This is a genomic window from Moorena sp. SIO3E8, from assembly GCF_010692445.1.
GTDB classification, from domain to species: Bacteria; Cyanobacteriota; Cyanobacteriia; order Cyanobacteriales; family Coleofasciculaceae; genus Moorena; species Moorena bouillonii.
Map to the genome: position 1 here is coordinate 52,101 of NZ_JAAHHM010000022.1, position 19,951 is coordinate 72,051.

General features: G+C 39.5%; 9 protein-coding genes. All 9 read right to left on the minus strand.

Features of this window, described 5'->3' with window-relative positions; translation table 11 throughout:
• Window positions 1-18 precede the first annotated feature (18 nt).
• On the minus strand, window positions 19-270 hold the full coding sequence (locus tag F6K46_RS12220; RefSeq protein ID WP_293062785.1) for an acyl carrier protein: 252 nt from the start codon (window positions 268-270) through the stop codon (window positions 19-21).
• Window positions 271-304: 34 nt separating this feature from the next.
• The gene (locus F6K46_RS12225; RefSeq protein WP_293117060.1) at window positions 305-8,764 is read right to left on the minus strand and encodes a type I polyketide synthase; all 8,460 of its coding nucleotides are present in this window, start codon (window positions 8,762-8,764) and stop codon (window positions 305-307) included.
• A 121-nt stretch (window positions 8,765-8,885) separates the two neighbouring features.
• Window positions 8,886-14,381: a type I polyketide synthase gene (locus F6K46_RS12230; RefSeq protein WP_293058615.1), complete on the minus strand. Its 5,496-nt coding sequence runs from the start codon at window positions 14,379-14,381 to the stop codon at window positions 8,886-8,888.
• A 48-nt stretch (window positions 14,382-14,429) separates the two neighbouring features.
• Window positions 14,430-14,759 carry an acyl carrier protein gene (locus F6K46_RS12235; protein WP_293058618.1) on the minus strand — a complete coding sequence of 110 codons (330 nt, stop codon included), beginning with the start codon at window positions 14,757-14,759 and terminating at the stop codon, window positions 14,430-14,432.
• Window positions 14,753-15,496, minus strand: coding sequence for an SDR family oxidoreductase (locus F6K46_RS12240; RefSeq protein WP_293058621.1), 744 nt, complete (start codon window positions 15,494-15,496; stop codon window positions 14,753-14,755). Before F6K46_RS12240 ends, F6K46_RS12235 begins: the two co-directional genes overlap by 7 nt.
• Window positions 15,497-15,677: 181 nt before the next feature.
• Window positions 15,678-17,033 (minus strand): long-chain fatty acid--CoA ligase, encoded by a 1,356-nt coding sequence (locus F6K46_RS12245; protein ID WP_293058624.1) that lies wholly within the window; start codon window positions 17,031-17,033, stop codon window positions 15,678-15,680.
• 129 nt (window positions 17,034-17,162) lie between these two features.
• Window positions 17,163-17,360, minus strand: coding sequence for a beta-ketoacyl synthase N-terminal-like domain-containing protein (locus tag F6K46_RS12250; RefSeq protein WP_293058627.1), 198 nt, complete (start codon window positions 17,358-17,360; stop codon window positions 17,163-17,165).
• Entirely contained in the window at window positions 17,314-17,451 is a 138-nt protein-coding gene (locus F6K46_RS12255) for a beta-ketoacyl synthase N-terminal-like domain-containing protein (protein ID WP_366510716.1), read from the minus strand. The genes F6K46_RS12250 and F6K46_RS12255 overlap by 47 nt, the downstream gene beginning before the upstream one ends.
• Before the next feature lie 88 nt (window positions 17,452-17,539).
• Entirely contained in the window at window positions 17,540-19,492 is a 1,953-nt protein-coding gene (locus F6K46_RS12260) for a hypothetical protein (RefSeq protein WP_293058632.1), read from the minus strand.
• Window positions 19,493-19,951: the final 459 nt, after the last annotated feature.

A 19,951-nucleotide genomic window follows, 5' to 3' on the forward strand; every position in this document is an offset into this window, starting at 1 on the left:
ATAAGCCCTCTAGTTTTGTTAATTACTTCCTGATAATTTACTTGCAAATATATCAGCCAGTTCTCCTAAATTTTGGGATCCAGCTAATTCAATGCGTGGGATATTTAAGGATAAATCTTCCATTACCATCATTATAATTTCTGCCCTATTTACTGAATCAATGCCTAAATTTTTTAGACTATCAGTTGGTGATATAGGTACTTTTTCTAATTCGGGTGCTATTTCACAAGTATGTTTTTTGATGATATTAAATATTTGTTCTTTGTTCATAAAATTCTCCTAAAAACCTATACTATAGTTTAACTCATTTTTTGATTTTTTGAATCATTTTATTTCCTTCTTGGACTGTTAATTCTCCATTGGCTACTTTATTTAATATTGAGCGTAATTTTTGTTTCATTTCCTCTTGTGAATTTCCAGATAAGTAGTCTTTTTGAGTAGATTCTTTCTGAGCTTTTGGGAATGTATTTCCTCCTGTAGAATCAATTTTCTGAGTAATATATTTTGCGAAATCTAATAAGGTAGGGTGGTCGTATAGTTTAGTCGCTTTTATTTTTAAATTGTAGGTTTTATTGATTTTAGTTATCCATTCTACTCCAACAATGGAATCTAAACCTAAATCAACAAACTTTTTTTCTTCATTAATTTCACTGATATCCGCATACAGAGCATCTGCTAATTGTTGTTTCAAAATTTCCTTGACTTGTAAGACATTTTTCTGGAAGTCAGTTAATGGTAGAGATTGTTGGCTGATAGTTGTTCCAGTTTGGGAAGATGGCGATCGCGACCCATCAATATTTATACCCTGAGTTGATAGGGTCTGAGCGATATATTTGGCTAAATCTGATAAGGTAGGGTGGTCGTATAGTTTAGTCGCTTTTATTTTTAAATTGTAGGTTTTATTTATTTTAGTTATCCATTCTACTCCAACAATGGAATCTAAACCTAAATCAACAAACTTTTTTTCTTCATTAATTTCACTGATATCCGCATACAGAGCATCTGCCAGACTTTCTTTGAGGGTTTCTCTGATTTGAGTCACATTTCTATCAAGGCTATTCAATTGAGTTATATTTTCAGATTCAATATCAGCAGCAGGTTTTATTTGAACTGCTTTTGGTGGAACCTCTATAGTTGATTCAGCATTCGATAAAGATAGTGATTCTGGATCTGATAATATTAGTTTTGGTTGCTGTAATATTTTGTCTTTGTTCATTTGTCTTTCCTGTAGCTGGATATTTACTCGATCGATTTGTACTTTTTCTTCAGATATTATACTCTTTTTGTCTTGACTTTTTCGTGGTCGAGGATCTGTTATCCAATACCTTTTTCGTTGCCAAGGATATGTTGGTAATGCCACCTTATTACGAGAATAGTCTTGATCAAATCCTAACCAATCAATTTTTATTTCCCGTACATACAATTCCCCCAAACTTTGCAGCATTTGTAACCAGTCTGGTTTCCCCGAACGTAAACTTGGCAACCATAGTTTTTTTTCTCCCATGAGACACTCACGACCCATACCTAACAGTACCGGTTTTGGTCCTATTTCTAGGAAGATTTCAGCACCTTGTTTGTGCAAAGTTTCCATACTCTGGGCAAATTTTACGGGTTGACGCACATGACGTACCCAATAGTCAGCAGTAGTTATTTCTGCACCTACTTCAGTACCTGTAACATTTGATATTAGTGGTATTTTGGGTTCCTTATAGGTGACCTGTTTAGCCACTGCTTCAAATTCTGTTAACATTGGTTCCATCAATGGGGAGTGGAAGCCATGAGACACCTGTAATTGTTTGGTCTTAATTCCCATATTCTTGAATTTATCACAAATAGTTGCTATAGCTCCACTCTCACCTGATATGACTATACTTTCTGGTCCGTTAACTGCTGCTATTGTGACTTGGGAAGTATATTCTTTTATGGCCTCTGTTACCTGAGATTCTGATGCCATTACCGATACCATCTCACCACCAGAGGGTAATTTTTGCATCAACTTTCCTCGCATGGCTATTAGTTTGAGGCCATCTTCTAGGCTAAATACTCCGGAAATGCAAGCTGCTACATATTCTCCTACACTGTGACCCATGACTACCGAAGGTTTTATTCCCCATGAATCCCATAATTTAAAGAGGGCGTATTCCAGGGCAAATATAGCCGGTTGGGTGTAAGCTGTTTGGTCTAAAATACTTGAGTTTTTTGCATCTTTGGGGTAAATGATTTCTAATATGGATGTTTCTAGATAGGGTTGGAGAATTTGGTCACATTGCTCTAGGGCTTGACGGAAAGTTGGTGCTTGTTCATACAGTTGTCTTCCCATATTCACATACTGGGAACCTTGACCTGTAAATAGGAATGCTATTTTGGGACTTTCATTATTTGGTTGTCCTGAAAATACTCCTACTAATTCTGACTGAGTTTTCCACCCCAGCAGTTTATCTATTAATTCTGTGGGCTCAGATGCCATCACCCCTAGTCGATGGTTAAAATGGGATCTGCCTGTGGAGGCTGTATGGCATACATCTGCTAGGGCTAACTCGGGATTAGTTTCTAGATAACTTTGATAATTACTGACTAACTCATCCAGAGCCTTTTCTGTTTTGGCTGACAGAGTTAATAGATGAATTGGACGTTCAGTAATATCCTGAATTCTAAATTCTGCGGGAGCCTCTTCTATAATTACATGAGCATTAGTACCGCTAGCTCCAAAGGAACTTACTCCTGCAATTACACTAGGTTCATTCCTATCCCAAGTAGTTGGTTGAGTTGCTACCACAATTGGGGAGTTCTTCCAGTCGAACTTACCGGTAGGATTTTTCAGGTGCAAATGAGGTACTATCTGTCGATGCTGTATTTGCAATATGACTTTCATGACCCCAGATATCCCAGCAGCAGATGCTAGGTGACCTATGTTAGTTTTAATAGAGCCAATCATCAACGGCTCTTGGGCAGAACGTTCTTCCCCAAATACTTCTGCCAAAGACCTAAGTTCAATTGGGTCTCCCAGAGAAGTTGCTGTACCGTGAGCTTCTACATAACTTACTTGGGATGGTTTAACTTTCGCCATTTTCAGAGCTTGACGAATTACCTGTTGCTGGGATGAACTATTTGGAACTGTAAACCCACTACTTGGTCCGTCCTGATTCACTGCTGAACCTGAAATCACTGCCAAAATTTGATCTTTTGAGGCTTGTGCATCAGACAAACGTTTCAACACCAACATACCACATCCTTCTCCCCAGGCTGTTCCATTAGCTTCCTCGTCAAAAGTTTTACACCGGCCATCAGGAGATGACATTTGGGCCTGGGATGTCGCAATCAATGGGTCCGGTAATAGCCAGAGATTAACCCCTCCTGCTAAAGCCATTTGACATTCTTGTAATCGCAAGCTTTGACAGGCTTGATGGATAGCAACCAGAGAAGAAGAACAAGCTGTATCTATTGCCATAGATGGGCCAGTCAGTCCCAAGGTGTAGGATAAACGACCGGCTGCAGCATTCAATGGTAAGCCAGTGACTGCATAGGGGGCGACATTAGTGTCTGTCGCTTGTCCGGTAATCACTTGATACTCGCAATTAGTGATACCTACAAATACTCCTGTTACACTATTATCTAATCTCCGAGGAATATATCCAGTATTTTCCAGTGCTTCCCAACTTACTTCCAAGAGTAGGCGATGTTGTGGGTCAATAGTGATAGCTTCTCGCTCTGAAATCCCAAAAAACAGAGGGTCAAATCGAGCTATATCTTCCTGTAAAAATCCTCCCAAGCGGGTAAACATTTTTCCCGGAGTTTCTGGGTTGGGGTCGTAGTAGTTATCTACATTCCAGCGTTGGGAAGGAATTTCTGTAATTGCATCCACTCCATCAGACAGTAATTGCCATAATTTTTGGGGGCTATCGGCTCCTCCAGGAAAGCGACAAGCCATACCAACAACTGCTATTGGTTCTGCTGTGGTATACTCTGGTGCTTCTATTCTAGTTTTAGCTTCCTTTTCCTTTAACTGCCAACCAAGTACTTTTGAATAAATGTAGTCGGTTAAACTAATAATATTTGGACATTCAAAAGCTAAGGTTGTTGGCAGAGAACAATTCAAGCTTTTTTGCAGTTGATTTCTAAGTTCCACTGCCATCAAAGAGTCCATACCCATTTCTACAAAGCCTACATTGACTTCTGGTAATTTAGATGAACTGAAACCTAGTACCTGAGCTACTTGCTCCCGAATGTGTTCCCTTAAAATTTCTTGACGTTTCTGATTTGATGCTGCCTCTAATTTGGCTAACAATTCAGTTTTGACTTTCTGTTTCTGTCTCTCTTGTTCCTCAGCGCCTTCCCCGTCTGTTGCTTCTAAGTCTAATGAAATTTCTGACAGTAATGAGCGTTTACCTCCCAGTTCATAAAGCTCCTTAAATAACCTCCAATTCATATCTGCTACTATTGTCTGAGGACTATTGCTTACTAACACCTTCTCCAAAGCAACTATTGCTTTTTCTGACTCCAGTGGTTTCACCCCTGTTTTATTTAACCAATCCATGGCCTCTCCCATTGCCATACCTCCTCCTGACCAAGGCCCCCAATTTATGCTATAACTTGGTGCTCCCAGAGAGCGGCGATAATAAGTTAATCCATCCAGAAAATGGTTAGCTGCTGCATAGTGAGCTTGACCTTTTGAACCCCATACTGATGCAATGGAGGAGAAATTCACAAAAAAGTCTAGCTCTAGCTTCTGAGTTAGTTGATGTAGCAACCATCCTCCTACTACTTTGGGACGCAGTACGGCTTCGAGTTGAGAAAATTCTAATTCCTGAAGCAGTTGAATTTCTCCTGTCACTCCCGCCGCATGAATTATGCCTTTGAGTGTTGGCATTGATGTCTGAATTTGTTCCAGAATTTTGGCTATGTCTGCTTCAACAGAAACATCCCCTAACAACACTCTCACTTGGCATCCTGTTTCTTCTAATTTTTTTATGGACTCAGTCACTTTTTCTGTTGGAGGGCGACGTCCAGTTAAAACAATATTTTTCCCTCCTTTTTCCACCAACCATTGGGCAGTATGTAATCCTAACGCTCCTAACCCTCCTGTGATTAGGTAACTACTATCTGATGATAAGGATAGGGGTTGATAAAATTCTGGAGTATCTTTGTTAACTAGACGAGCTACATAGGTGTTTTCTCCCCGTAAGGCTAGATGATCTTCTTCAAATTGTTGGTTAGCTAATAATTCCCATAACTTTTCTGTCTCGTCTGCTACTGGAGCTTGTGGATCTAGATCTACTAATCCTCCCCATAATTGGGGATGTTCTAGGGATACTACTCTACCTAATCCCCACAAGGGTGAGCCTGCTAGTCCTGTTATTTGATTTTCTGTTTTGGATAATACTGACTGGGAACCACGGGTTACTAGCCATAGTTGGGGAGTGCTGTTGTTTTTCAGTACAGTCTGTAACAGTTTTACTACGCTGCCACATCCCCATAGTTGAGTTGATTCTAAGGTTTCTACAGTTAAGTCTTTTGATGGGGGTGCGTCTAAACTCCACAAATGAATTAATTTTGTAATGGGTGTTTCACTACTTTGTTGAATTTCTTGATACAGTTGTTCAAATTCTTGGGGAGTATGAGGGTTTAGTTGATAAGTATTTGCTGTTTGTTTTTGATAGTTCTGGCCTCGAGCAACTAGGCTGTATTCATGACCTTGTTGTTGTAATTTTTGGGCGAATTTTTCGGCTACTCCTGTGGTATCGGCTAAGATTAACCAATGAGTTGGTTGAATGTTTGTGTTTGAGTTGGTTTGAGTTAGGGGTTGCCACTGAATTTCGTAGAACCATTTTTTGATGGTTGCGGCTGTTAGTTGTTCTTGATGTTGTTGGGCTAATAGGTCTAATAGTTCTGGTAAGAGTTTCAGTTTTTCTGGTGAAAGTTTGGCTGCTGTTTCTAGTTGTTGGGTGAGGGTTTCTGTGTTTCCTTGGGTTAGTAGTTGGAAAATGGGAGTCTGATGAATATTGTCTGTGTTTTGATGTATTTTCTGTTTGTTTTTTGTTGTTTCTACCCAATAACTTTCTCGTTGGAATGGATATGTGGGCAATGCTACTTTCTGACGACTATAGTCGGAGTCAAATCCTGACCAATCTATTTTGGCTCCTTTTACATACAATTTTCCTAAGCTAGAGAGCATTTGTTGCCACTCATCCACTCCCGGATGCAACGATGGCAACCATTCTCCTACGTCTTCTGTTACACATTGTCTGCCCATTCCTAACAATATCGGTTTAGAGCCTATCTCCAGGAATGTTTCATATCCTTGCTCTTCTAGAGTTTTCATACTCTGAGCAAATTTTACGGGTTGACGTACATGACCCACCCAATAGTCAGCAGTGGTTATTTCTGCACCTACTTCAGTACCTGTAACATTTGATATTAGTGGTATTTTGGGTTCCTTATAGGTGACCTGTTTAGCCACTGCTTCAAATTCTGTTAACATTGGTTCCATCAATGGGGAATGGAAAGCATGGGATACCTGTAATTGTTTGGTCTTAATTCCCAGATTTTTTAATTGATCACAAATAGTTGCTATAGCTCCACTCTCACCTGAAATTACGATACTTTCTGGTCCGTTAACTGCTGCTATTGTTACTTGGGAAGTATATTCTTTTATAGCCTCTGTTACCTGAGATTCTGATGCCATTACCGATACCATCTCACCACCGGAGGGTAACTGCTGCATCAATTTTCCTCGCATGGCTATTAACTTTAGACCATCTTCTAGGCTAAATACTCCGGCAATGCAAGCTGCTACATATTCTCCTACACTGTGACCCATGACTACATTGGGTTTGATTCCCCAGCTCGACCATAATTTAAAGAGGGCGTATTCTAGGGCAAATATGGCCGGTTGGGTGTAAGCTGTTTGGTCTAATATACTTGAGTCTTGTGCATCTTTGGGGTAGATGATTTCTAATATAGATGTTTCTAGATAAGGTTGTAAAATTTGGTCACATTGCTCTAAAGCTTGACGGAAAGTTGGTGCTTTTTCATACAGTTGTCTTCCCATATTTATATACTGGGAACCTTGACCTGTGAAGAGAAAGGCAATTGAGGTCGCCGTAGTATTGTTTGTCAATTCTCCTGAAAAGATTCCAGCTACTTCCTCTTCTGCTTGGTACTGTCGGAGTTTTTCTTCTAATTCTTGTTGGTTAAAAGCAACAAATGCTAGTCTATGCTTAAAGTGGGTACGTCCAGTGTTAGCTGTGTAGCAAATATCTCCTATTGCACACTCTAGATGATTATTGAGGTAATTCTCATACTTTCCTACAAGCTCTCGCAAAGCAGGTTCAGTTTTGGCTGAAAGAGTGAAGAGATGGGAGGGACGCTCTATCTTATTGGGAACTATTGTTGTTAGAGGCGCTTCTTCCACAATCACATGAGCATTAGTTCCACTGAGACCAAAGGAGCTGACTCCCGCTAGTCTAGCCTTATCACTCCGTAACCAAAGTCTTGTCTCTCTCGGCACTACTATAGGTATGTCCTCCCAGGCAATTCGTCTATTTGGTTGTTTTAGATGAAGATGAGGAGGAATTTTCTCGTTCTGCAAAGACAAAATAACTTTAATTAATCCAGCAATCCCTGCTGCTCCCTCTGTATGACCAATATTGGTCTTGACAGAACTAATAATAATGGGTGTATCTTGAGGACGATTCTTACCATATACGTTAACTAAAGCTTCGACTTCAATCGGATCTCCAAGGGGGGTTCCAGTTCCATGACACTCTACGTAATCCACCTGAGAAGCCTCAACCTTGCTATTAACCAAGGCTTGTCGTATCAAGGCCTCCTGAGCTAACCCATTGGGCACTGTCAACCCACCACTAGGACCATCATGATTAACCGCAGAGCCTCGGATCAGAGCTAGAATGTTGTCTCCGTCGGCTTGCGCATCTGACAATCGCTTGAGAACAATCATTCCACATCCCTCTCCTCGTCCATAGCCATCTGCGCTATCGTCAAAGGTTTTACAACGACCATCTGGTGAATTCATATGGGCTCTAGATTCAAGCACACTCATATCCGGAGTGATCATGAGATTTACCCCACCAACTAAAGCTATATTGCACTCTTGCTGGTGGAGACTCTGACAAGCCATATGACAGGCTACGAGGGAAGAAGAGCAAGCTGTTTCAACTGTCAACGTCGGTCCAGTCAGCCCCAGGGTATAGGAAATCCTTCCAGCCGCTAGGGCAGAGCCAGTACCAGAGGCAGTGTGCGAATCTGCAGGATTTGTTGCCAACTGCGTGTAGTCATGGGTCATCATACCTATGAATACTCCCGTTGGAGTACCTCTGAGAGCTAGGGGAGACAAACCAGCGTCTTCGAGGCTCTCCCAAGAGACCTCCAAAAGTAATCGGTGTTGAGGATCAATTTGTTTGGCTTCCCGAGGGGAAATCTTAAAAAACTCAGGTTCAAACTTATCCACGTCAGTGATGAAGTTGGCAAAGCGGGTATACATCTTACCCGTGGCATCAGGATTTGGATCGTAATATTGATCGATATCCCAACGATCTTTCGGCACTTCAGTAACCCCATCAATCCCCTGTTCCAGTAAATGCCAAAAGGCTTCAGTATTCAATGATTTTGGGAAACGACAACCTAAGCCAATAATGGCAATGGGTTCTGCCTTAGTTTGCTCCAAAGCATTGAGTTTAGCTTTTTTCTCCCGCAACTCAAGCAAAGCGTCTCTGAGTAATTTAGATTGATCTACTTTTGTATTCATTTTCCTTTAAACCTCTTTATATATTTTTATATCATAACTTAGGCAGCACCGCTATATATTAGGACATAAATTTGTCAATTTTCAATATATTGCCACTACAGTTAGTCCCGTTGCGTAAGTCCTAATTGTATATTTCATTTGCTAGTAATGTCGCTAGTTCATCTGTAGAAAGTTCGCTTAGATCTTCAGTAAGATTGAGTTCTTCAGAAGAAGTATCTTTCAATTCCTCAAAACTGATAGTCTCCAAGACATCCTGGGCTAGGTAGTTCACTAAATCATCTATGTTGGCATAATTGAACAAGACGGTTGCTGACAAGGGACACCCTAAAATAGATTGCAGTCTATTCCTGAGTTCTGTTAATATCAGTGAATCTATTCCTATATCAAAGAATCCAGCCTCAGTGTCTATTCGCTCTGGATCTGCGGTCCCAACTACTTGAGCTACTTGTCGGCGAACTTCATTCGTCAGAAGCTGGCGACGCTGTTCGGGGGGTACGGCTTCTAACTGCTCAATCAACCATCCTTCCTGAGATTGTTTGGGCTTATAAGGCATTAAATCCGTTAGCATTGGTACTGTTGTTCCTGTCTGTACCTGGAACCATTGTGACCAATTCACCGGAAACACTCCTACTTGGCTTTGAGACACTGATAACAAATTCTCCAATGCCACCATCCCCTGCTCTGGCTGAATTGTCCTCATTCCACTAATGTCTGAGCGATTTTGATGCTGAGTCCCTAAACGAGCAGCCATGCCCCCAGACGCCCATGGTCCCCAATTAATACTCAACCCTGGTAAACCCAAACCACGGCGATAGTGGGCCATTGCATCCATAAAAGCATTGGCAGCAGCATAATTTCCCTGACCAGAATTCCCCAACATCGAAGCTATAGATGAGAAACAAACAAAGAAATCTAAGGGTAAATCCCGAGTTAGTTGATGCAAATACCAAGTTCCTGACACCTTGGGAGCTAAAACCTTTGTAAATCGCTCCCAGCTCATCTTTTGTAATACCCCATCATCTAACACTCCAGCAGCATGAATCACTCCTTTAAGTGGAGGTAACGACCCAGATATTTCCTCCAAGATTTTGGTAAGAGAATCCTGAGTAGAAATATCTCCTAACAAAACACTCACCGTCGCTCCTGCTGCTTCTAAGTCCCCTATAATTTTTCCTGCAGTTTCATTTGGACTCCGACGGCCAGTTAATACTATATGCTTGGCTCCCTCTTTCACCATCCATTGTGCTACTTCCAAGCCTAAAGCTCCTAAACCTCCTGTAATCAAATAACTTGCTTCTGCTTTGATAGACTGTTGACTTTCTAAGATGGGCAATTTTTTTTGTCGTACTAATCTGGCTACATAACGGACCCCCTGACGAATTGCTATTTGGTCTTCATTACTATCAGAAAACATCTCATCTACCAAACTAGGGATAACTTCCGAAATCTGGGATGTAGGGTCTAAGTCGATTCGACCACATCTTAACTCTGGGTGTTCTGAACTAATAACACGCCCCAGTCCCCATAGACTTCCTTGTTTTGGTTGTACTACTTCTGCCTCATCTAATACACTCTGAGTCCCTTGAGTAACTAACCACATCGGTATGACATCGGTTAATCCAGCCTCAATTAAAGCTTGCAGTAAATGTAACCCTGTCGCACAACCTAGTTGTTGAACTGTTTGTAAATCTTCAACTTCATTTATACCCCATAAATGCAAAATTCCCTTAATTTCAGAATTATCTTGCAGCAATTTAAGAAATTGTTCAGCAATAGTGGGATTAATTTGATAATGTTGAGCATCTAATTGCCTATACTCTGAACCTGGGGAGACCCAAATATAGTCCTCCCCTTTCTGTTGTAAATTCTTCCCAACAGACTCCATCAATTCATCATTAAGTGCAAAGACTAACCATTTACCAGAGATATTTTCATCAGATTTTGCAGTTTTTGTTAAGGGTTGAGCTTGCCAGTTAATTTCATAAAACCAATCATTTAAATCTGAATCCAGAGTCATTAGTAAGGCTTTGGGATTCGCTTTCCTAGCTTTGAAACCATCAACCTGAGCCACTAATTGTCCAGTTTGGTCAAATAACTGTATTTCTGTTTTAAGCAGTTTTTCTTCTGATGTTCCATCTTTAACTTGACGGCCATAACACCAAAGCCTACGATTTTCAGGACGCTGATAAAAAGTAAACTTCTCTATACTGAAGGGAACAAAAGTCTCACTTTCATCACCAGAAAGACCGAAGTAAAATACAGCCAATGACGACTGAAAACATGAATCAATTAAGGCTGGATGTATTTGATACTGAAGTGCATCTAACACTGTTTCAGGTACTTTCATTTGACAAAGAACTTCTCCCTCTCCTAACCAGACTTGGTCTATCCATCTAAAACTATCCCCTAAGTGAATTTGTCTATCCCATAGAACCTGGTAAATTTCTGCGCCTTCAACTTTTTGACTACAACGAGATTGAATTTCTTTGATGGTTTCTAGAGAATGCTGGGAGGACTCCGTAATAGGAGAAATCTTGCCTGTAGCATGCAGATCCCAAGAACTACTACCATTGGTAGAGCTAGAAGAGCTATCAAAACTAATTACTTGAAATGAGTATGAACTATCCTCTGGAGTCAAAACCATCTGAACATTCCGCACTCCTTGTTCCGGAATTGCTAAGGCTTGGGGAAACAGAATATCTTCCAGTTGACATCCGGTTGCAGAAAATGTTAAAGAGGCCCCTGCTAACAGTAGAGAAATGTGACTAGCACCAGGCACTACAACTTTTTCATATATAAGGTGGTCTGCTAAAAATGGTAGGTTATGGGTGCTAAACTCGGATTCAAAAAATATCTCTTTTGATAAAGGAGATTTAAACTTGCGATTAATCAGAGGATGAAGTTTAGTTGTAGAGATAGTTTGAGAATTGGCATTTTCCAACCAATAACGTGCCCGTTGGAATGGATATGTAGGCAATGCTACTTTATGACGATTATAATCAGATTCAAACCCTGACCAATCTATTTTTACTCCTTTTACATATAATTGTCCTAAGCTGTAGAGCATTTGTTGCCATTCATCTACTCCTGGACGCAATGATGGCAACCATTCTCCCACATCTTCTGTTACACATTGTCTGCCCATTCCTAACAATATCGGTTTAGAGCCTATCTCCAGGAATGTTTCATATCCTTGCTCTTCTAGAGTTTTCATACTCTGAGCAAATCTTACTGGTTGACGCACATGACCCACCCAATATTCAGCAGTGGTTATTTCTGCACCTACTTCAGTACCTGTCACATTTGATATTAGTGGTATTTTTGGTTGATTATAGGTAACCTGTTTAGCCACGGCTTCAAATTCTGTTAACATTGGTTCCATCAATGGGGAATGGAAAGCATGGGACACCTGTAACTGTTTGGTCTTAATTCCCATCTTCTGGAAGCTAGTGCAAATAGTTGCTATAGCTCCACTCTCACCTGAGATTACTATACTTTCTGGTCCGTTAACTGCTGCGATTGTTACTTGGGAAGTATATTCTTTTATGGCCTCTGTTACCTGAGATTCTGATGCCATTACCGATACCATCTCACCACCGGAGGGTAACTGTTGCATCAACTTTCCTCGCATAGCTATTAGTTTGAGACCATCTTCTAGGCTAAATACTCCGGCAACGGTTGCTGCTACATATTCTCCAACACTATGACCCATGACTACATTGGGTTTGATTCCCCAGGTCGACCATAATTTAAAAAGGGCGTATTCCAGGGCAAATATGGCCGGTTGGGTGTAAGCTGTTTGGTCTAAAATACTTGACTTTTGTTCCTCTTGAGGATATAGGATTTCTAATATGGATGTTTCCAAATAGGATTGGAGAATTTGGTCACATTGTTCTAAAGCTTGACGGAAAGTTGGTGCTTGTTCATACAGTTGTTGGCCCATATTCACATACTGGGAACCTTGGCCTGTAAATAGGAATGCTATTTTAGGACTTTCACTATTTGGTTGTCCTGAAAATACTCCTACTAATTCTGCCTGAGTTTTCCATCCCAGCAGTTTCTCCATTAATTCTGTAGGGTCAGATGCGATCGCCCCTAGTCGATGATTAAAATGGACTCTGCCTGTAGAGGCTGTATAACATACATCTGCTAGGGCTAATTCGGGATTAGTTTCTAGATAACTTTGATACTTACTGACTAAATCTTCTAAAGCCTTTTCTGTTTTCGCTGATATAGTTAATACATGAAATGGACGATCAATAACGTTCTGAGTTGTGACTTTAGAAGGCGGTTGCGCCAGCACAGCACATCCATTTGTCCCCCCAAGCCCGAGGGAATTAACCACAGCGCAAATAGGTTTTTGCTCAGTTTCTTTATCTAGTGATATGGGAGAAAATTCTTCAAATTTTGTATTAATTTTAAAAGGGCTAGTGGCCAGATTCAGTTTATCATTGACCTGATTTAGATTAATTTGCGGTGGTATTTTTCCATGTTTGAGAATGAGGGCAGTTTTAATTAAGGCCGCCATACCAGAAGCTTGTTCTAAATGACCAATGTTGGCTTTGACACTTCCTATAGTAACTTGACTTTGTTTGATCCCAATGAACTTAAAGGCTTTAGTCATGGCCTGAATCTCTAAGGGGTCGCCAACAATAGTCCCAGTGGCATGGCATTCTAAATATTTCAATTGCTCTGGTTCAATATTGGCAACTGTTAAGGCTTCTACTACAGCCTTTGCTTGAGCAGGGACGCTTGATGCAGTATAGCTAACTTTTTTAGCACCATCGTTATTAACCGCAGTGGACTTAATTACTGCATAAATGTTGTCATTATCCCTGATTGCTTTATTCAAGGGCTTAAGTACAATAGCTCCTACCCCGCTGCCGAATATTGTTCCCTTAGCTTCCTGGTCAAAAGGTCTACAATGGCCATCTTGAGAGAGAATATTGCCTTCACTATAGAGGTAACCACGATGCTGGGGTACACGGATGCAGGAGGCTGCGGCCAACGCCATCTCACTTTCCCCACTTAAGATACTGCGGCAAGCTGTGTGCAATACAACCATAGATGTTGAGCAGGCTGTTTGTATATTGACACTAGGACCAGTTAAGTCCAGTTTATAGGAAACTCTGGTACTTACAAAGTCTTTATCCATGCCCATGTGTTCCATACTGCCCGTCGTATTCGGTAACTGTTCAGTACGACCAATCCGATTAGCAAAATAACTAGTAACTAATCCCCCGGTTCCAGCAAAAACGCCGACGGGTTCTTTAATGTCAGTAGCCCCATATCCTGCGTTTTCAAAGGCATGCCACGCGGTTTCTAGTAAAACTCGTTGTTGAGGATCGATAGCGGAGGCTTCTCTCGACGAATAACGAAAAAATTCAGCATCAAATCGATCGATTGCATCAATTATCGGTGCAGCAAGAACGTAATCAGGATGATTTGCAATCTTAGGTTCTTCCTCATGATCTAGCACTTGTTGAAGTTCCATAAAAGTAATACTTTCTTTCCCTTCGCATAGATTAGTCCAATAACTATTTAAGTCGTTGGCACCAGGAAATCTACATGCCATACCAATAATAGCGATATCTTGATACTTATGAGGAATATACATATATTATTTTTATAATTAACTATAAAAAAAACTTATAAATATTAAAAATTAAACTTGAAAACGTTCCCTGATCTTGCTAAGTTCGGCATCAAGTTCATCGCTTTCACCTTGATTATCTCTAAGCAAAAAATCGATATAAGCTTTGATCAAATCATTGACAGTTCGGACACTGGTGATAGAAACAAACTCAGCAAAGGGATCACAATCTAATTCCAATTCTAAGCTTGTAACTAATTGAGCCAATTCCAGTGATGTTAATCCCAGATCCGTATTCAACGAGTCAGTTGGTTTAACTTCGTTGATCTCTGATTCTTTATCCTGAAGAATTTCTTTGATTTGATCTTCGATGATCGAACAAATTTCTTTTTCATCTAACATGTAATACCTCCATCGACAACTAGGGTTTGACCAGTAACAAAACTTGCTTTTTCCGAACACAAAAACAATACGCTTTCAGCTATATCAATTGTTGTGCCCATTCTCCCAAGAGGAGTTCTTCTTTTTATTCTTGCTTTATCAGATTCTGTTAATCCCCCAACCATATCACTCTCAAAATATCCGGGAGCAACTGAGTTAACTCTTATTTTCTTGACTCCTAATTCGCGAGCCAGAGCGCGTGTTAGTCCATCAGCGGCTGCTTTTGTAGCACTATAAACCGCGACTCCAGAATGACCTCGAATAGCATTTACTGATGAAATAAATACAACACTACCATTCCCGTTTTTTAGCATTAAGCTAGTTACCACTTTGGTTAAGTATAGAGGCCCTGTTAAATTAAGATTTACACATTTGGCAATATCATCAAAAGGCATTGTCCCTAATACACCATCTAAGCCAACACCAGCATTATTTACTAAAGCATCTATATGTCCATACCTTTTATAAGCTTGCATGGCAAATGATTTTACTTTCTGTGCATTAGTAATATCCACGGATGTCCAGAAAAAATCTTCTGGGTTACTGTCCAACTGTTTTTTGATGAAGTCACTAGCAGTTCTGCTAAAAGTAGCAACGCAGTAGCCTTCCTGCAGAGCTCGTTCACAAATTGTTTGACCAAGCCCACGACTACCACCGCTAATCAAAAGCACTTTTTTTTCTTTTTGTTTACTGTTCATAACCTCACCATACTCAATTAACCATTGACAGAATGAACAGAATGAAGAATGAAGAATGAAATCTCATTTAATTATACATCTTTAAATCAATCAGGACTTACGCAATGGAAAACCAAACCAGAAAGTAATGCCGGGTTAAAACCCGCGTGTCCCTATTCAACTAGTCGTTAAAATAGGCTGGCTAACTTTCTCCCGCCGTTTTTTTTTGTTTTTTGAAACGAGCACTATGAAAAGTGGTATTGCAAAGCTCAATATAAGCCGGTACTTTGTATGCAGCTAAACGTGTTTGGCAATGTTTTTTGATTTTACGACGGAGGCTTTTAATGTCTTCTTCCTCGATGACAGCTACCTTTGCATAAACTACTTGACCTGTTAATGGGTTTCTTTTCCCAGAAACAGCAACATCTTTAATGTTTGGTATTTCCAGAATCACACTTTCAATTTCAGGCGCATAAACTTTTTCCCCTCCGACATTAATGATGTCGGTTTCTCTGCCCAAAATTTTAAAATATTCTCCATCAACCTCTACTTTGTCACGAGTATTCATCCATCCTTCTTCATCAAATGGTGAAGGGGCATTCAAATAACCTAACATCGCGCTTTCTGATTTAATCCATAGGACACCATCAACAACTTTCAGTTGATAACCATCACCACCCATTTTCATCCATAATGAGTCATTGTTTTGGGACTGGGTACTCAAAATCCCTAACTCAGATAAACCATAGGTCTGTTTCAAGCGACATTTGGGTAAATGCTTATGTAACTCTTTTAGGGTTGAATTCGGCATAGGTTCAGTACCGTATGTAATTAGCGATAAGGAACTGAGATTATATTTTTCATAGGCTCTTGATATCAGTAACATATTTAAAAATGTTGGAGAGGTAGGTAAGAGTTGCAATTGATATTTTTCAATAAGACTACAAACCGATTCAGGAAAGCGATCAGTAACCGGAACAAGGGTACCTCCGTTGGCCATTGTACTGAGCAATGTATTAATACCTCCTATATGGTCAAACATGAGAAAACATATAGTGCTCATTGCCTTGCGTTGTTTGAGGAATTTATCCAATAGTCTATTAAAATTTAAAACAATTCCTTTACTTTTACCTGTTGAACCGGAACTAAATAGAACTAAACCAGGCGCATCGTTATGTCTAAGTTTATCGTAAATATCATAACTTTCTGATGATACAATAAAAGGTTGAATCACCTCCTTACCAACATTGGGTCTGATTATGTAATCAACTTTAGCTATCTCCATAAAATAGTCTTTTTGCTGTTTAATTGAAGGGGAAAGAGGCACAATAATATTTTTGTTAGCAATTAGCGCTAGTAATAATGCTATGCTATCAGGACTATAGTCAGCATCAATAGCGACAACCTGACCAGCTGACACCTTTGCTTTTTCAATAAAGCTCTGCCATGACTTTTGAATTTCTAGTAACTGACTGTAACTAATTGGACTATCTTCAAAAATAATAGCTGTACGATTATTGAAATCAGCCAACCTCTCTAGTAACCAGTGCTTTAACATAAATTACCTTATTTCATAGATGAGTTCGTAGTAGTCAAAGCTGGATACTCCCATGAATACCCCTGTGGGTATACCTGCTAATTCTTCTGGTGGTTGTCCGGACGTCTTCTAAAGCCTCCCAAGCTAGTTCTAGCAAGAGACGTGGGGATCCATGGTTTGGGTTTCTCGGGAATAAATTCCAAAAAAGTGTGGATCAAATTCGTCTACCTGCTTCAGAAAATTACCCCACCAACTGTTAGTTTTCCCTGGGTTAGAGATGTCAGGGTGGTAAAATAATTCGTTATCCCACCGAGAAGCTAGCACTTCTGTAAATGGCATCGATACCATTGCATAGTAGTTTCCAGAAGGCTTCTGGATTTTTAACTCCGGGCAAACGACACCCCATTCCTATTATTGCTCTTGGTTCAATATTCATCATTTTTTCAGCTTCTGCTACCAGCACACAAGTCTTTTCTGTGGAGATAGCGATGTGTAATTATTTTTGTCTAACTACTTTACAAAATCTTCTAGGGCTTCAAATAAAGCAATTCATACTCTTTGGGCTTAGTCAAAGATAATAAAAATCCTAAATCTTTAGCCTCAACTTTTTCAGAATCGATTTTTAATTGGCTATCATTAACTGATTTTTTCTCAGAATTCATTAAAGATTTTATTAAAATTATATTTTCAAACTGAATATCAAAAAACTCTAAATCTTCCTCAACTTTATAATCGCCTGATTCTTTGAGTTTTTGAACAACTCTATCTCTCGTTTCACTAGCCTTTTTGACCATAACACTCCACTGTTCATCATCCGTTTCATCAACTTTTGCATTTTTAAGGTGACGATAGACTTCAATATAATTGTCCAGGAATTTTTTATATGGTTCCTTATACCTCATATCATTGAAATAGTTGCGACTAAATAATTGTTCTAGCGCTTCAGTCAACTCAACTGAATCCATCATGAGCGTTTTCCAGAAATATACAAATATACCAATAAAATTACCATATTTTTTATTAATTTTTTCGATCAGGTCTTCAACCCCGTCAACAGCATATTCCCCTTTCAGTCGATATTTCAATGCGTTATTAGGAAAGGCATAATAAAATACCAGATCTTTTATTGAGCTAACTTTACTAGGTTTATAATCAATTCCGATTAATCTTGCTATATCATCTGTATAAAATCCAAAATATACCAGGTGATCTGCGCGGCGAGGTTTAGTTGTGCCATAATAATGATTATTGTAGGCGACAATACGCTCGTCCAGGTTATGATTTATCTTCTGATGAAATTCTGATTGAGTTATCATTTTATGAACGAACAACCCTTGCATTTCAATTATATTTGCCAGACCACCTGTATAAGGACGTGTATACCCAATCAAGTATACATTATTCAGTGTCTGGGGAATTACACCCATAAAATTATCTCTGTAATGATAGTTATAGGAAGTATTTCCATCAATCATAATTTCTGGTAACCTGGGTTGTTCTGTATCCCCTTTTATATACTGATGGAAAGTTCTTTCAATGCCTGCGTAAGTTATGGTTTTCTTTTCAAAATTAATTTCGGTATCTTTGGGTACAACAATAACCTTACCTGTATGCAACCACATGGCGATATCATTCAATAGGTAACCTTGAGAAATAGACTCTTCAAGGTTATTACCAAATTTATCCGCATATTGATCTATAGGCCAGTATTTAATCGCAATTGTACCGCTGGCAGGGCGTGACTTACTTGTAATATAACTATCGTCACGCACAGTCAGAGGAAATTGATCTCCCATTAGAATTGGTTTCTTTGAACCTATAGGCGTACCGTAGATTACAGATCCGTAATGCTCATGGGACATATACCTAAAATTATGAGCTTCTAGCTGATCTAAGGTATATATTGTTCCCGGTCCTGCCACTACTTTATCTCGGGCATTAAACCCATTTGTTCTAATGATAATTTTGTTGTTATTGGGTATCAATTTTGCGATGATTAGATTAGCCGAGTCTCCCATCGTATCAAACACAAAAGTTTTGTTCGATACACTGTAATCAATATCATTAATCTGGCTGTGTATAGCACGACTAAACCCTGTGGAGCAGATGACGTGTTTGGCTTTCAGTGTTTTTCCAGATTTTGTAAAAATTACACTATGGTCTTTGAAATTATCTATTCTCGTCACCCGATCTCTTATTATTTCGTTCTCATATACCTTTCGCCATTTCTGGTGCATTTCATAAAATTGCTTTGATGTAGGATAATAATCTTCTACAAAATCCTTTACCAAATCAAATGAATAAAAGCTAGTCAAATAGCTGGATACTAAGTCAAAATCCAAACGGTTACTTTTACTCAGACTATCCCAGACACTATTACCGTCCTCGGAAATGATTTGAAACTCTGTTCCGGTGCGCTGTAATTCTCTAATCAATGGCAACGCACTAAATCCAAAACCGATTATACATACTTCAATCATAATGTTTTACCTCACAATCTTATCAAAATAAAAAATTGGCTATTCTGGACTGGTTATAGGCAATTAGTAGCTCAAATGCGCTCAACCCGTTAAATAGCAAGAAATTCAACCGAACAAAAGTCTTTTGTATGGGTTGGGATACTCGTGGTTGGTTAACCAGCCTACATGGGCGTGCCAGAGACCTCGCAACTTACCCAATATTCCCTCTTCCAGTAATTCTGGATTGGGGGAATGGGGGTCTCCAGGTAAATTACTATACTCGTGATAAAGTCAAGCCCACCGTATTTTTTGCTCCTTATAATTGGGTTTAAATCTCGATATTCCATAAATTTAAACTCCAGTTAAAACACCATCTGCTCCTGCGTGTTGAGCCATCATCTTTTTCTGTTTGTTATTAAGTTTGAGCTTTGTTGTGATGGATCTCATCTGTGTGTTTTGAGAGTAGACTAGCATACTATA